Origin of the sequence: Paenibacillus polygoni (assembly GCF_030263935.1) — a bacterium.
GTDB lineage: Bacteria > Bacillota > Bacilli > Paenibacillales > Paenibacillaceae > Paenibacillus > Paenibacillus polygoni.
Window position 1 is genome coordinate 1,036,391 of sequence record NZ_CP127162.1, and the last position, 16,136, is coordinate 1,052,526.

General features: G+C 42.3%; 9 protein-coding genes and 1 riboswitch. Of the genes, 7 read left to right on the forward strand and 2 right to left on the reverse strand.

Translation table 11 applies throughout. The features are described 5' to 3' along the window. The first annotated feature begins 94 nt into the window (after nucleotides 1-94). Nucleotides 95-1,096 (forward strand): helix-turn-helix transcriptional regulator, encoded by a 1,002-nt coding sequence (locus QPK24_RS04990; protein WP_285746673.1) that lies wholly within the window; start codon nucleotides 95-97, stop codon nucleotides 1,094-1,096. Between the two features lie 11 nt (nucleotides 1,097-1,107). Here QPK24_RS04990 and QPK24_RS04995 read toward each other — a convergent pair whose 3' ends face one another. Beyond that, complete coding sequence (locus tag QPK24_RS04995) at nucleotides 1,108-1,779, reverse strand: 3'-5' exonuclease (RefSeq protein WP_285746675.1); 672 nt, start codon at nucleotides 1,777-1,779, stop codon at nucleotides 1,108-1,110. A gap of 567 nt (nucleotides 1,780-2,346) precedes the next feature. On the opposite strand from QPK24_RS04995, the gene QPK24_RS05000 reads away from it, so the two are divergent. From QPK24_RS05000 to QPK24_RS05010, 3 genes are all read left to right on the forward strand, one after another. Then, a complete protein-coding gene (locus tag QPK24_RS05000; protein WP_285746677.1) occupies nucleotides 2,347-4,098 on the forward strand; it encodes a proline--tRNA ligase in 1,752 nt (583 codons plus the stop codon). A 318-nt stretch (nucleotides 4,099-4,416) separates the two neighbouring features. Continuing rightward, nucleotides 4,417-5,355 (forward strand): stalk domain-containing protein, encoded by a 939-nt coding sequence (locus tag QPK24_RS05005; protein ID WP_285746679.1) that lies wholly within the window; start codon nucleotides 4,417-4,419, stop codon nucleotides 5,353-5,355. 17 nt (nucleotides 5,356-5,372) lie between these two features. Then, nucleotides 5,373-8,735 carry a DUF5704 domain-containing protein gene (locus QPK24_RS05010; protein WP_285746681.1) on the forward strand — a complete coding sequence of 1,121 codons (3,363 nt, stop codon included), beginning with the start codon at nucleotides 5,373-5,375 and terminating at the stop codon, nucleotides 8,733-8,735. Nucleotides 8,736-9,075: 340 nt separating this feature from the next. Here QPK24_RS05010 and QPK24_RS05015 read toward each other — a convergent pair whose 3' ends face one another. Beyond that, on the reverse strand, nucleotides 9,076-10,884 hold the full coding sequence (locus QPK24_RS05015; protein WP_285746683.1) for a 5'-nucleotidase C-terminal domain-containing protein: 1,809 nt from the start codon (nucleotides 10,882-10,884) through the stop codon (nucleotides 9,076-9,078). 198 nt (nucleotides 10,885-11,082) lie between these two features. Between QPK24_RS05015 and QPK24_RS05020 the strand changes: the two genes are divergently transcribed. The 3 genes from QPK24_RS05020 to metE all read left to right on the forward strand — a co-directional run bounded on the left by QPK24_RS05020 (nucleotide 11,083) and on the right by metE (nucleotide 16,133). Further along, the gene (locus QPK24_RS05020; protein WP_285746685.1) at nucleotides 11,083-11,523 is read left to right on the forward strand and encodes a VOC family protein; all 441 of its coding nucleotides are present in this window, start codon (nucleotides 11,083-11,085) and stop codon (nucleotides 11,521-11,523) included. Nucleotides 11,524-11,896: 373 nt separating this feature from the next. Beyond that, the gene (locus QPK24_RS05025; RefSeq protein ID WP_160032362.1) at nucleotides 11,897-13,309 is read left to right on the forward strand and encodes a deoxyguanosinetriphosphate triphosphohydrolase family protein; all 1,413 of its coding nucleotides are present in this window, start codon (nucleotides 11,897-11,899) and stop codon (nucleotides 13,307-13,309) included. An 82-nt stretch (nucleotides 13,310-13,391) separates the two neighbouring features. Continuing rightward, nucleotides 13,392-13,591: riboswitch (cobalamin riboswitch) on the forward strand. Between the two features lie 244 nt (nucleotides 13,592-13,835). Further along, nucleotides 13,836-16,133, forward strand: a complete 2,298-nt coding sequence (gene metE, locus QPK24_RS05030; protein WP_285746689.1) for a 5-methyltetrahydropteroyltriglutamate--homocysteine S-methyltransferase — start codon at nucleotides 13,836-13,838, stop codon at nucleotides 16,131-16,133. The last annotated feature ends 3 nt before the right edge of the window (nucleotides 16,134-16,136 follow it).

Consider the following 16,136-nt stretch of genomic DNA (forward strand, 5'->3'; position numbering starts at 1 on the left):
CAAGCGTAATAACCGATATAAGTCCAAAGAACTACTAATCTGTTAACATCGAATTAGTTCTTTTTAACTATAGTATTATTATAGGGGGCATCGCATGACAGAGCGACTCATACGATTGATGCGTATTATTACCTTGGTGCAGGCAAAGCCTGGAATTCTAGCAAGAGAGTTAGCAGAACGTTGCGAAACATCAGAGCGTACAATTTACCGGGATATGGATGCACTTAGTGCCATGCATATTCCGGTTGTAAATATGGGGCACGGACGTGGATATCAGTTTATTAGCAGATTTGCACTTTATCCCCTGAATTGGTCAGAGGAAGAAACGACAGCCTTTGCAAAACTGGCAGATGTTATGGATGAAGTCAAACCATTGTTACCTTCTGCTTTTGAAAGTGCCTATGAGAAAGTGATGGCCGTAAGTCTAAAGAAGAAAACAGAACGAGTCGAATGGGCTGAACAATTTGCCGAAGTCATTCGGCTTGGAAAAGCAGAGGAACACTGGCAGGATGAAAGGGACAACAAAGTCATTGTCAGTATTATACAAGCTTCTTTGTCACAGAATACAATCCAGGCTGTCTATGATTCGCCGATTAAGGGCGTTGAAGGGTTTGTTAGTATAGAGCAATCTAATCGAAAACTAACAATCGATCCGTATCATTTAGTACCGAAGGGAAATCATTTTTATGTAATCGGATATTGTCATAATACAGAAAGAGTAGAGTCATTTCGAATGAGCTGCTTTCTTGAAGCGGAGATCATGCCTCAGACCTTCCGGAGAGAAATATATGCCCAAAACATCTCCATGAAAGACACATTTTCTGTCAATGCAGGGGTGGAACGAACCTTGTTTAAAGTGAGGTTTTATAAGGAAGCTGTGGAGAAGATGAAACGAAGTGAGTTTCTGGTAAAGCCTAAATATATACATGAACCAGATGGCAATATGATACTGGAAGTCATGGTGAATAACAGTGAAGAATTTATGGACTGGCTTATGCCTTATGGACCTGCTGCCGAAATACTCGAGCCCCCGTATTACCGAGATCAATTACGAGAGAGGCTCAAGAATTGGCTTTGTTTCTATCAAGAGGAGTAACCCGTTTCGTATTAGGAATCAGATGGTCTAAGCAAGTTGGCAAGATCTCCAAAGGGATTATGTTTATCATCATCTCCGCTCGAATATACAAGTTTGGATTTTGTTCCTTCTTCGTCGGCGGCACTGTTCTCCGCAAGCTTCAAGTGTTCAAAGTGATGAATAAATATTTTCGCTGTATTGATGGCGTCATCAAGAGCGCGATGCTGGGTGCCGTCAAATGGAATACCACACATCGTAAGAGCCTGACTTAGTCCAAGCTGGCGGGAGCCGCCTTCTTTACGAAGTGCTCTTGAGATTTGTTTTTGGATATCATTATGGTTCCTGATCCAGTCCACTTTTACCTGGTGCGTACGGCAGTGAGATAAGAATTTACTCTTGTCGTCTGGTCCCCAGGAACAGAGATAATAGGTATCTGGCAACCATTCGATAAATTGCTGAACGGCTTCGGGAAATAGAGGAGCTGCATCAATATCTTTCTGCGTAATACCGGTGAATTGGATCGTATCTGTGGATAAAACGGATTTGTTGGAAGGCCGTACATAGGTATGAAATGAATCAACAACCCCTAGCTTTCCTTCATCATCCATCGGGGCAACCTTCACTGCTCCGATATCAATAATTTCGGAAGAATACCGAGTACTGCGGCTTACCGTAAATTCAAGATCGTAGATAATGTAATTCATCAGAAATAACTCCTTTCTCTATTTTTTTGAATTCATGTGAATCAAAGAAAATGATTCATTTACAGGCTTATTTTAAGATTCTCAGATCTATTGTACTATATTACTTGTTAGATGTTAGACTGTCAGCGTATTTTCTATCAATTTCTTGGCAAGAATATTGCCTATCTAATTCTATAGATTTTGTGTTAATGTAGCGATTGACTTTTATGGCATGATCCAGTAATATTTTCGAAAAATGTGAAACAGCGACGATCAAGGACATAGTATAGGATGGCGACAAATTTCATAAGAGAATGAGATCCCGCAGGCTGAAAGGTCTCTGAAATTTGAACTTATACTCCTACCTTGGAGCTGCAAGTGAATCTGTAGAAGATTTCATTTGCCGGGTTAGGCACGTTATGCCGTAGAGAAGACCATTCTTTTGTATGTTGACACGTGAAGCTGGGTAACCGTTTACGTATTCCACTGCAGAGGAATGACTTAAATTAGGGTGGTACCACGACATTTTCGTCCCTTGACGAAAGTGTCTTTTTTTATTTTACATTCTAATAGGAGGAGGGGATAATCATGCGTCAGAGTCAGTTGTTTATTCCAACACTGAGAGAAGCACCTGCAGAAGCGGAAGCGCGAAGTCACCAAATCTTGCTGAGGTCAGGTATGATTCGGCAAACGGCATCCGGTATCTACAGTCTTTTACCGTTAGGCAGAAGGGTCCTTCATAAAATAGAACAAATCGTTCGAGAAGAAATGGATGCCATTATGGCTCAGGAAACGCTGCTTCCCTCGCTGCAACCGATAGAGCTATGGGAGGAATCAGGTCGAAATCGTGATTATGGACCGGAGCTGATGAGATTATCTGATCGGCATGACAGATCATTTGCCCTTGGGCCTACTCACGAAGAAGTAATTACCGCACTAATCCGTGATGAAGTTCATAGTTATCGTCAGCTGCCGCTTACACTATATCAGATTAGTACGAAGTATCGAGATGAACGAAGACCTCGTTTTGGTGTACTGCGCGGCCGCGAGTTTCTTATGAAAGACGCCTATTCTTTTTCCGCTAATTGGGAGGAGCTTGACCGAGTATACGAAGATATGACTCAGGCATATACAAGGATCTTTACTCGGGTAGGACTTCACTTCACGAAAGTAGAAGCAGATGCAGGAACGATTGGAGGAAGCGGCGAAACACATGAATTTATGGCGCTTGCGGACATTGGTGAAGATACAATTGTGACTTGTACCTCATGTGACTATGCAGCGAATCTGGAGAAGGCGACTTTTAAAACCGATGTAGATGCTGGAAGAGCGGAGACGTTTACTGGGGTGTCCGAATCTAAGAAGTCAAAGGTTCATACCCCAGACACGAAGACTATACAGCAAGTTGCTTCATATCTAGATCTCGAACCTCAGAATATCATCAAAACCCTGCTGTATGAGGCAGATGGGGTCCCGGTTGCAGTACTGATTCGGGGAGATCATGAGGTGAATGAGATTAAGTTGCAGCATGCACTTAAAGTAGAGCAACTGGAGATGTTAGATCAAGAAAAACATAAGGATCTACAGCTTCCTGTGGGATACCTCGGACCATACGATCTTTCTATGAGAATCATTGCCGACTATGCTGTTACTTCGATGGATCTTGCGGTGACTGGGGCGAATGAAGTGGATCATCACTATATTCAAGTGCAGCCTGGTCAAGATTTCACATGGGATGTAGCGGCCGATATCCGGAATGCCGTAGAGGGCGATTTATGTTCTTCATGCGGTTCTGCGCTTACGTTCGATCGTGGAATTGAAGTCGGGCATGTATTCAAACTGGGTACAAAATATAGTGATGCGATGGGGGCGACCTTCCTTAATCAGACAGGGACTCCTCAAAAACCGATTATGGGCTGCTATGGCATTGGGATTTCTCGGCTGCTTGGAACGATTGCTGAGCAATATTCGGCAGATGGTAAGATGAGCTGGCCAGTCGCTGTTGCTCCCTACCATGTGCATCTCATTCCGATATCTGTAAAGGATGAGATACAGATGGCACTCGTTCACGAACTTGAAAGTTCGCTGACTGCCCTTGGCGTGGAGGTGCTCGTAGATGATCGAAATGAGCGTCCGGGCGTGAAGTTCAAAGACGCTGATTTAATTGGGCTGCCGATACGAGTTATTGTAGGAAGAGATGCAGCAGACAGACAAGTCGAATGCAGTTGGCCAGTGAACTCCCAAGATGCAGAGAACACAGAACTGTCTAGTTCTAAGCACATGTCTGTGGAAGAAATGCTTGAGGCAGTGAAAATGCATATTTTCCCAAAAGCAGACTAGTCAAAATGATTAATATACTATATTCTATTAAAAAAGGGTTTGACCTCAGCATATAACGATTTGTCCTAAAGCATAGGGCCTTGATTTCAATCAAGGCCCTTTTTTGTGTCTTTTTAGGGTGGTTGTGTAAATATAGCAGGTATTTCTGAAGCTGTTTTTTAATTTTTAACATGCTGAGAGATAGAAAAAAGGGAGGTCTCAAAACACAAGGAAAAATATGTATTTAAATACGTTAAAAGGTAAGTGTTGCGAACCGATAAAAAGAATAAGGAAAAATGATACAAAGTATAAAAATGAGAAGATAGGGAGTTAAAAAGCATGAAAAAGTTAGTTTTATCGATGTTGTTAGGGTCTTTGGTATTTGCTTCGATACCTGTTGGTGGTGTAGAAGCGGCAGGTACTACATCCGTAGAAGTATTATTAAATACAAAGAAAATGAGTTTCCCTGATGCCAAACCTTTTCAGGATTCACAGGGAAGTGTAATGGTTCCAATTCGATTTGTATCTGAAGCGTTAGGTGCAAAGGTGAGTTACAGCAAAAGTGGAAAAATGACTGTGGTTGGAGTTACCAATAAAGATCATACGGTGAACATGACCGTGGGACAAACCACCGCTTTGATTGATGGAACAAAGAAAAGTTATGGTACCAAAATTATATTGAAGCAAAATCGGACCTTTGTCCCCTTACGATTGGTGAGTGAAGGGTTGGGGCAGAAAGTGGAATGGGATAAGGTAGGACGCTGGGTTTGGATTGGACAAAAGAATTTTAGGAGTACGGATGACAAGGAATTTAAACTAAAATCCATGAACGAACTCAAAACTTATTTTGCTAAGACGTCTAACCGACTTGAGAATATGTATGGAGAGAAGTTTGAGGGAGTTAAAGTCATAATTAGAAACCAACTGCCTATTCAATTAGGTGATGGTCAAGTTATTTATAGTATTGACTTAGTGAAAATCAATGGAAAAGAATATATAAAGATTCGAAGTACAGAGAGAGGAACACCTATTGATTTTCTAACAAAAAGTGACTTTGTTAAGGGGCGTTTTAGTTTAGATAGTTTATTCGAGAATAACGGAGATTCAACGGCTAACAACTATTATCCAGTAATTAGTAATTCCGATAAGTTTCAAAATGGAACTTATGTATCATCTGTTGATCCTACTAAGTTTAAGTTCAAGAATGTAGATTATATTACTTTCGCTACAAGTAAACCAAGAGAATATATCGTAGCAATTGCCAATCCGTTCAAGTAGGGAGATCTAAGGACTCTATGCTAAAAAAAACAATTAGTTCATTACTTAGTATCGTTTTCATTCTGTCTTCTGTACTTCTGATTAGGACTGAAACAGCTGATGCTATAGGGTCTACAAGGCTACTTCAAGACCCTGATAATCCCAATGTGTATTATTTTGTAGGCATGGTTTATTTTGAAGTATGGAAAAATCAAGCGGGAGAGTGGACAAATAATAAAAGACCAAACCAGAGATATGATATTGACGGATCTGATTATACATTTACATTTAACTCCAACCAGAAAATTAAAGATATACAGGTAAGTAAATTTAACTTTGGTTGGAAATACGCACAAGATACTTTTGACGCTTCTAGGACTGGTGAGCTTGCGAAAAATAATATTGAATACTATCAAAGAGCAACTTCTTCAAGTTATAGCTTTACATCACCTGTTGTCTGGTCAGGTAAAGGAACGAACACAGGTGTCGTTCCTATATATGTTCAGAGCGGGTTACTCACAGCAACACTTGAGCCTGTAGACAGAAGATTAGAAGAAGAACTTGAGAATGATGCACATTTTGCTTCTAACGTGGAAGGATGGCGTTACTTCTTCCCAACCCTTTTCCGAATCGAACTAGAACCTGAAGAAGGTAAAGCAATCATAAAACATTACACTACCACGGGTAAGTCTCTTGATGGAGTGTCTGGTTTCAAGAATCGTGAAGAGAAGATAGAGAAAGATAAAGCTTATAACTTTCCTCATACGACAGGGACGGCAGATTATCCATACATAGGTTATAAGAAAAGTACCGTTGCTTCACCAAGTGGAGGTGACATTCTACCAGGGGATCCTCCTAAATTGACTTATGATGCAAGTTTCCCAATCTACTATGTGAATTTCTATTACGAACCAAAAATAGATCCGCCACCGTCACCGCCCTCTGATCCAAGTGGAGGTGGAGTCTGCACTTATAATATAAATTCACCATCTCAAGTGGCTTCGCCTGTATCCTCTTTCATGGAGCCGGGTGCACAAGGACATATACTCGCGGATAACAACGCAAATGGTAGACAGTTTGATGCAACGCTTGGTATTCCAACGTCGGAGAACCTATACGCAAATACGTGGGCTATGAACTATTTGTATAGGCATACCTTTGGTCAGCAGAAAGGGAAAATCACGTATACCTGTAACGTAGAAGCAACTTACGTCTTAAAGTGGAAGGAAAAACAACCTGATAAAGTAGATGAAAAAGGCAATAAGACGCCGCAGCCTGATATAGATAAAACGGATACGGAAGTGAAAAGCTATCCTTTTTCTTTTACACGAGATTACTCATACTGGAAGATCGATAATCTTGAAGTCTATCAGATCAATGAAGCCACAATGAGTAACTATGCTTTACCAGGTGGAAACGTAACCTTACGCCCCAAAGGGTACAGTCCTCCATCTCTACATATGGAGCATGCTGAAGAGGTAGAGGAGCATGTGACACCAAAAGAAACGGGCGATATCCGTTTTACACCGGAAATCGTTGATCAAGGGGGATATTCTAGGCCTTCTTCTCCTGATGATACAGCGAAGATAAAGGCGTTAGCTGAAGGCCAAACCAAACCTCCTGATGTGAAAAATGATGCCCTGCAGTTTTCTTATGGCGGCAGTACTACCACAGTAATGGACGGAAGCAAAGTCTCACAGAATGGACCGACTCCTTCGAAAATACCGAATCCATCTAAGATGGGATCGTTTAAGGAAACGGGAGAACAGGTACTTTTCCAAGACCGGTTACTGGTCAGCCGTTCTTTAATGAATCAAGCGAATACGGCTTCTTCTGGAAGCATTCAGTATGGCTTGCTCCCTACTACGGTAGGCGGCAGTGGTGATAAGACGTATCCCGTATCTCCAATCAACACAGTTACTGTCCATACTCCTGTTGTGAACTACTCTTCTGTAACAGATGATCAGGAGCATAACCAAAAGACAAAACCAAATGCGGATCGAGCTGCTTTTATCTTAGACCGACCATTTAAAGTACGAATGCCTACAAGTGGACAGCATGTCAATTACCCTGGATATGGTGATCGTGATTATGCGAAGTATGTAAGAAGTAAGGAAGTCTACTTTCCCTTTGATGTGTACAGCGGCGATCAGCGGACTTTCTATCCAAAGAATACTTGGATTCCTGTCCCGGTAACTCAGCTCGAAATGGAGTTTTTCCTGCCGGTGTGGGTAGATGAAAATGACTATACAGTATGGTTCCGTACCATCGCCGAGAACGCACCCGCTGATTTTAGCCATCAGCGAGATGCGAATACGAATCTTGCCCATCATGTTGCCACAGATTCAGCAGAAGTTGAAGTCATTGGGCGGTTATATGATTTTCATATTACAGACATTGCAGATTATGAATGGGAGAATGTATTCCGTAGCAGCCTAGGAAGTGATGTACCTTCCGGTTTTAGCTACTGGACCGGACTGAAAGGGATTGACGGAGCAGCAAGAGGCAATAAACTGCCTTATGTCCTGCCTGTGAGACCCGGAAGCCATCCGGTCCCAAGTTATGGGAATGTAGCTGTGAACACAGGATATCATTTCAAGTTTGATGTAAAGACCAAAGGGAATATGTTTTCATCCGCCGATGGAATACGAATTACACCTGCCTTTTATTATGTAGCCGAGGATGGTACAAAGAGACAGGAAGTTGATCTGTATTACAGTAAAGGTAACAAACACTTTATACGGATTGGTTCGGAGCAAGATGAAGAGAAAAGATTCGTTGTACTAAATACACGTTTGCGTAACGTACCTCTCACGGAAATGGCGGATACGGCAGCTTATCGTTATGCAAAAGAATTATCTGATGCCGATCGTCACCAGACTCCAAAAGATATCTACACAGCGCAGTATGTAACAGGAACCGCCAAAACCCCTGCTTGGTCGGGCCGGTATTCCTGGATGTTATTATCCCGTGATATGCGTACGTTCATGGGTCCAAAAAACAAACTGCCTGAAGGTGTGGATACGTATAGGGCGAGTGCTTCGATCCAGCATTGGTATGGCGAATATAGCTTGCCAGCAGATGTAGTAGCGGTGAAGAAAGGAACTTCACTAGAAAAGTATGCAAGAGCTAAAATGCTAGATGACCAATCCGATGTACTTCTGAACAATGGGTATATCATTGTTAACTTCAATATGGAGAGTATCCAGAATGGAGACACTGCAAATCCTCACTTGCAATACATTCACTCTCCGCTAATGAACCAGTGGAGGTTAGAAGGATATGAGCGTGGGTTTGTGACGCCTAGAGGGTATACATTTTCATCATTGGATGGAGATGTGCTGTATTATAATAGCGATCTTTCGAGCCGAGATGATTTCTCCTCTGAAGTTCCTCATTAGTTGAAGATGAGAAGGTACTAGTTAGCATTCGTTGCCAAAATAAAGCACCAAAAAGGCCCTGCATTTGCAGGGCCTTTTTGAGCATGCTGTGTTAAACTTCTAACGATACACTTATGATATTTTTCGCCTTACTTATGTGGTACCATTCAAAATCTTGCTTACAAACTGTTACTAATTGACTACTTTTTTGTCTAAAACTTACATATGGACTTGCCTACGAGCTACATAATCGCGACTTCTTAACTATATTATCGGTTATATGCTGAAAATATTAATAGATTAGTGAAATTATTTTAGAAAAAACAGGGTACAAGCATGACTTTTGATCTATATTTTGATATTAAGACGCAACAGGGAGCTTTAATGTCTGTCCTGGATAGATCCAGTGTGCATTTTTAAGTTTATTGAGTTGTTGAAGGGTCTGCCAAGTGGTGTTGTATTTAAGGGAAATGGAATACAAGGTGTCCCCTGATTTTACAACATATACGGATGGCTTTTCTGCAACAGGTTTAGACGGTTTGCTTGGTGTAGCTGGTTTTTCGGGTGTAACAGGAACCACGGGTGCTGGTTTTTCTTCTGCTGGCGGAGCAATAACCGGTGCTGTCCCTTCTGAGATTCGGCCGTCTGTCGTAACCGTTCCTTTACCTAACTTTTGCAAATGTGTAATTAATGCTTCATCCAGAGAGCCGTACATTCCTGCTTGGCTATATTTCTTGAACATATCGTATTCATCGCCGCCGATGGACGTAAAATCATTGGTTGCCAGGGAATAAACGGCATTCGGATCAATTGCTTTTCCGCCAACCATCACGGAGTGAACCCGGCTTCCAGCTTCTTTTGAAGGGTCGATTTTAAAAGTGAAGCCGGAGATTTGCGGGAATCCGCCGCTTGCTTCGGGATAACTTTTTACCCCATTTTCCAAGGCTGCAATGAGGTCTTCGCCTTTGACGTTTAAAGTGACAATCTGGTTGCCAAAAGGAAGCACGGTAATCACTTCGCCTTTAGTCACTTCCCCTTTTTCAATGGAAGCACGAATACCGCCGCCGTTCGTTAAGGCTACATCCGCACCTGATACATCACGAAGGGCATCTGCAATGAGGTCTCCTAGATTGGTTTCCCCAGTGCGTACTTTCTCACGACTACCTTCCAGATCAGTTGAGATGTTTGCTACCACTTCGTCTAGAATCGGCGCTTGTTCTTTGGTGATGGAATCAACTAGAGCAGCTACTTTTTCATTAGGAGCAATTCCTGCAGCTTCTTTTTCATCAATGAGGGAGGCTTTTTTCTTAACTACATCACCGCCGTCAACCCATAGATCTACAACTCCAACATATTTAGTGTATTCACCGGCACTGGCAATTAATGTCCCATTATCCGCCACAATGCCATCTTCGAGCGTTGTGTGGCTATGACCGTCGATATAAACATCGATTCCATCGACTTCTTTTACCACATCAAACGTATTATCTGTATCCGAGTCATCCTGCCCGATATGAGCAAGTGCAACGATCACATCTACTTTGTTACGAAGTTCATCAACGTATTTTTGCATTTCATCCGATGGATCGGTGAACTGAATACCTTCTACGTTTTTCGGATTTGTTTTATAAGCAGTTTCCGGTGTAGTGAGGGCAATAATTCCGAGTTTCACCCCATCCACTTCTTTAATGATATATGGATCAAAAAGGCCTGTGTTATTCTTTTTCTTCACGTTGGCACTAATCATAGGAAAATTGAGTTCTTTACTCAGCTTCACTAGATGCTCCCATCCATAATTGAACTCATGGTTACCGGGAACGATGGCATCATAGCCCATTTCATTCATGACTTTCACGATACTTTCTCCGCTTACGAGCGTAGCGAAGGTTGTTCCGTGAATTGCGTCACCGCCATCCAGAAAAAGCGTGTTTGGGTTATCCTTACGGTACTTATCCGCAATTCCTGCTACTTTGGCATAACCCATGATGGGAGAATCTTCTACCGCCCTAGCGTGTGTATCATTTGTATGCAGGATGGTGATGTGAGTTCCTTTCTGTTCAGATGCGGAAGCCGTGCCTGAGGTTACAACCGCAGCATTAGCTAAACCCACTGTACTGAAAAATAATGCGGACATAGCAATCATCGAAAATGTCTTTTTCCATGTAAACATATCGTTTCAACCCTCCCAATTTTTATCTCAAGCACATTTTACCAAATAACTATAAAGAATAGTTTGTTTTTTTAATCAATTTTTGAATGAATGGAAGGTTACACCATAAGAGATAAGAAGTAGAATATATATAGTATGGACTGTTTTGAATACGAGTTAACGTAAAATAAATATTTTAATGAAAGGAAAATTACAATTATGATTAGAGGATTGTTTGAAACACATCTGCATGTACGGGATCTAGCACGCTCTGCTGCATTTTATGAAGATCAGGTTGGACTAGAACTCGCCCATACGGATCGCCGGGGAGCCCGGTTTTACTGGATTGGCGGAAAAGGAAATGCCATGCTTGGTTTATGGAAGAGGGAACCTCATGAGATTGTTAGGCAGCATTTTGCTTTTGAGGTGCCGCTGTCTAAATTTACAGAAACGATCGATACGCTCACCCAAAAAGGAGTGATTCTCGATAATTTTGTAGGCGACAAGACCGGAAGACCTTACGTGTTTGGCTGGATGCCAGCTGTCTCTATGTTTGCAGAAGACCCCGATGGTCATTCGATTGAGTGGTTGTCCATGCTTCCAGGAGAAGCGAGACCAGAACCTGGCGTAATCCCTTGGGAAGAGTGGAATAAATTATAATTTAAAAAAGGGTATGTAAATACTCATGAACACACATGGGGTGAGATAAAATAAATAAGAGCGCGCGTCTATTTTTAAGACGGGTGCTTTTTTCAATATAAAAGTGAGCTCTGTAGTCATTCTGTCATAGGACCGCTCTTTTCAAGTTGTTATTCACGAAGATAAATTACTTATAAGTTTAACTTATATAATAGAAGAAACACGTTTTTTTTGAGGGGATAAAATCTGATTTTTCGTGATAAAGTTGAAAAATTAAAAATATCTATGAAAATCTTACACAAGGGATAGACGAGTGCAAATGATTTCAGTAGAGTGGGTAAAAAGAAAAGATAAACCAGTGGATTGGATGCCCTGAAATAACGGAGGAAATCATATGGACAAATTACGTGAACACAGACAATATGCAGAAATAGATAAACTCGAAGGTTCGCGGGCTACTTACGAAAGAGACTATTCCCGCTTAATTCATTCACCGACGTTTCGCCGGTTACAAGGGAAATCCCAGGTGTTCGGTGCAGGCACAGGTGACTATTATCGCACAAGGCTTACTCATTCACTTGAGGTGGCGCAGATTGCAAGGGAAGCGGCCCGAAGTCTGCTGCGGAAATATCCCGATGCGGAGCTTGGAAGGGCAGATAACCCAGGGCTCGTTATCGATCCTGAAGTCGTAGAATGTGCTTCGATAGCTCATGATTTTGGCCATCCGCCCTTTGGTCATAAAGGAGAAGAAGTTCTCGATAATATTCTGACGAACCTGGTTCAGGAGAAAACGCAGTCCATTGTGGATGTAAATAAAACAGGCAAGGCATCACCAAACCAAGTGCAAAAAGTAACTGAAGCCATGCGCAGAAAATATGAGCACTTTGAAGGAAATGCACACAATTTTAGGCTCATGATGTTCCTTGAAAAGAGAGAAAACATAGATGGACTCAATCTGTCGGATGCGGTGCTGCTTGGAGTTAATAAGTACCCTTATCCCGGCATAGAGAACAAGAAGGGGATGTACTGGCATGAGTGGCAATACATCAGCGATATTCGCAGTGAGTGGAAAATTCCGAAAGGGCAAAAGACACTAGAAGCCCAGCTTATGGACCTCTGTGATGATATTGCTTACTCGGCTCATGATTTAGAAGATGGCATTAAGGCAGGAAAAATCGAAGTTCACGAACACTTTTTGCATGACCCGCACATTAAACGGCTTATTGTTGATAAGATCATGACGCTTGATGATGCATTCTGGTTGGGGTGGACAAAAGAAGCCATTGAACCAAAAGTAGAAGAGGTACTGAATAGTTTCCTTCGAATATGGGAAGAGAAGATCCCCGGCTGTGACCATGATTTTTCTCGTACCCGCCGGGAAGTAAAAGCGTATTGGGTGAGTCTGTTTGTCAGTTCCTTAGGGATTATTGATACCGGAGACTGGAAAAAGGTTACCTTTGTCAAGGAAGGAAAAGAGGATCTTGATCTGCTCCGTACAGTGAGTGTGCTGAAAAGCTTTGCGTGGGTAACGATGATCAAAGATCTTAGAGTTCAGCGTCTGCAAAAAAGAAGTGAATGGATTCTTCGGCGCTTATGGTATGCATTTAACGATCCTGCAACTTCAAAATCGATCATTCCATCGGATTGGCTGCAAAGGTTTGAAAAAGACCAAGCCCGCCCCAATCCAATATGGACATGGGAACACATGATTATCGATTATATTGCAGGGATGACAGATGCTTTTGCTGAGAAAATATACAATGAATTATACGGTCTAAAAGTTGGCTCAATCTATGATCTAGATTAAATAATGTAAAAAAGACTATTCATAGGGATATACTTGGTGTATATTGGATACAACCTCCATATAAGAGAAAAAGAGGGGCTAAATAAATTTCATGGAAACAGGTGTACGGTGCAAATAGGCAGCCGTACTTAATAGGGAAGACCGGTGAGATACCGGCGCGGTCCCGCCACTGTAACAGAGATGCGGCATGCATAGGCCACTGGTTCTTGAAGAACTGGGAAGGCGCATAGCTTACGAATCTTTCTCTGGAGCCAGGAGACCTGCCTGTTTTGACAACACTGCTGTACCTACGGAAGATAGGAAGGTGTTAAGATGGCTGCCTGTCTGATCAAGACCCAGGGGCGTCTTTACCCTAGTTAAGTAAGGAAACAGCAACGTTTTTACGTTACATGTGCAGACATCCGAGTTCTGCATTTCGTAAATAAAGACGGAACCGTTCTCTAGGGAAGACGTCCCTTTTTGCCATTTCTAACAAAGCCGAAAATGAAATGAATTCATCATAATATACCCATACGGAGGTAAGGAAATGAGTCAATGGATCAGTAGTAACCTAGGGTATCCAAGAATTGGTGCCAATCGCGAATGGAAGAAAGCACTCGAATCTTTTTGGGCAGGGAAAGTAAGCGAATCTGATTTTCTTGCGGAATTAAAAGGAATTCGCCTTGGACATTTGCGACTACAACAAGAGAAAGGAATCAATCTGATTCCCGTAGGCGATTTCTCACTTTATGATCATGTCCTTGATACAAGTACAATGTTTGGCATTGTTCCAAAGCGCTATGGGTACGAAGGCGGAGAGGTATCTTTGGATACTTATTACGCAATGGCTCGCGGTAACGATCAGGCAGCCGCTTCCGAGATGACAAAATGGTTCAATACCAATTATCACTACATCGTTCCTGAACTCGCTGATGCGAATCCTTCACTAACAGTGAATCGTCCACTTCATGCTTATTTGGAAGCAAAACAGGAACTTGGCATTGAAGGAAAGCCCGTTCTTCTTGGACTTTATACATTTCTTAAATTATCAAAAGGGTATGCGAACGCTGAACTTCCTTCCCTTGTAGAACGTTTCCTTCCGCTATATTGTGAAGTGCTTTCTGAACTGCAGCAGGCGGGAGTACAATGGGTACAAATCGATGAGCCTAGCCTCGTTACTGATATTCCAGCCGAAGATTGGAAACAAATTGAGCGTATTTATGAAGAGCTGAATAAAGTAGCGCCTGAGCTTAAGATCATTTTGCAGACGTATTTCGAAGCTGTAGGTGATTATGAGAAAGTGGTAAGTCTGCCTGTTCAAGGGATTGGTCTAGATCTTGTTCACGGCGGGGAAGCGAATCTTGAACATCTTCGTGAGTATGGATTCCCAGAGGACAAAGTCCTCGCTGCAGGTCTCATTGACGGCCGGAATATATGGAGAAGTGATCTGACGGAGCACACTCAGGTGATAAAAGAGCTCGGAAAGTTCGTATCCCCAGATCGTCTGATCATTCAACCGTCCAGCAGTTTGCTTCATACACCGGTATCTCTTGCAAAAGAGGATGCACTGTTACCTGTTCTTCGTAATTCATTAGCTTTTGCAGAAGAAAAATTGGATGAAATTCAGCTGCTGGTGAACATTGCGGCAGAAGATGAGAATGTCATTCAAGAAGCTTTGGCTGAGAACCGTAAGGCACTGAGCGAACTGAAAACATCCGTATTCCGCAGTAACGGTACGGTAAGAGAAGCTGTAAATAATCTGGATGAATCTTCATTCGTGAGAAAGTCTGATTTTTCAACAAGACATGCGGCTCAGCAAAAGAGATTTCATCTTCCTATTCTTCCTACAACGACAATCGGAAGTTTCCCGCAAACCGCTGAGGTTCGTAAGGCAAGAAGACAATGGAGAAATGGACAACTGGACAACCAGCAGTATGAAGCTTTTGTAGATGAGCAAACGAAAGAATGGATCGACATTCAAGAAGAACTGGGCCTGGATGTACTGGTTCATGGTGAATTTGAACGGACAGACATGGTCGAATTCTTCGGAGAAAAATTGGGTGGATTCGCCTTTACAGCAGGAGGCTGGGTTCAGTCTTATGGTTCACGCTGTGTGAAGCCGCCGATTATTTTTGGAGATGTGGTATACCAAGAGCCAATGACACTGAGAGAAACCGTATACGCTCAGTCCCTTACGAAAAAACCAGTAAAAGGGATGTTAACAGGCCCAGTGACGATTCTGAATTGGTCGTTCGTTCGTACGGATATTCCGCGCAGTGAAGTTGCTTATCAGATCGGACTTGCACTTCGTGAAGAAGTGGAAGCACTGGAGTCGGCAGGCATTGAGATGATTCAAGTAGATGAGCCGGCACTTCGTGAAGGGCTTCCCTTGAAAAAAGCCGATCATGAATCGTACCTGACGGATTCTGTAAAAGCTTTTAAATTATCCACTTCATCGGTTAACGATACAACGCAAATTCATACGCATATGTGTTATTGCGAGTTCCATGATGTGATTGATTCCATCGAGGCGATGGACGCGGATGTTATTTCTCTAGAAACTTCCCGCAGCCACGGAGAACTAATTGAGAACTTTAAAACACAGACGTATGACAAAGGAATTGGTCTTGGCGTGTACGATATTCACAGTCCTCGTGTCCCTTCCGTAGAAGAGATGAAAGAGGTTGTCGTATCGGCGCTGGATGTGCTTGATCCGGAACTGTTCTGGATTAACCCGGATTGTGGTCTAAAAACAAGAGGAAAAGAAGAAACCGTAGCAGCTCTTCGAAACATGGTAGCAGCTGCTGGAGAAGCACGGAACGAAATTCAAGTCCCTTCCTTATAAAAA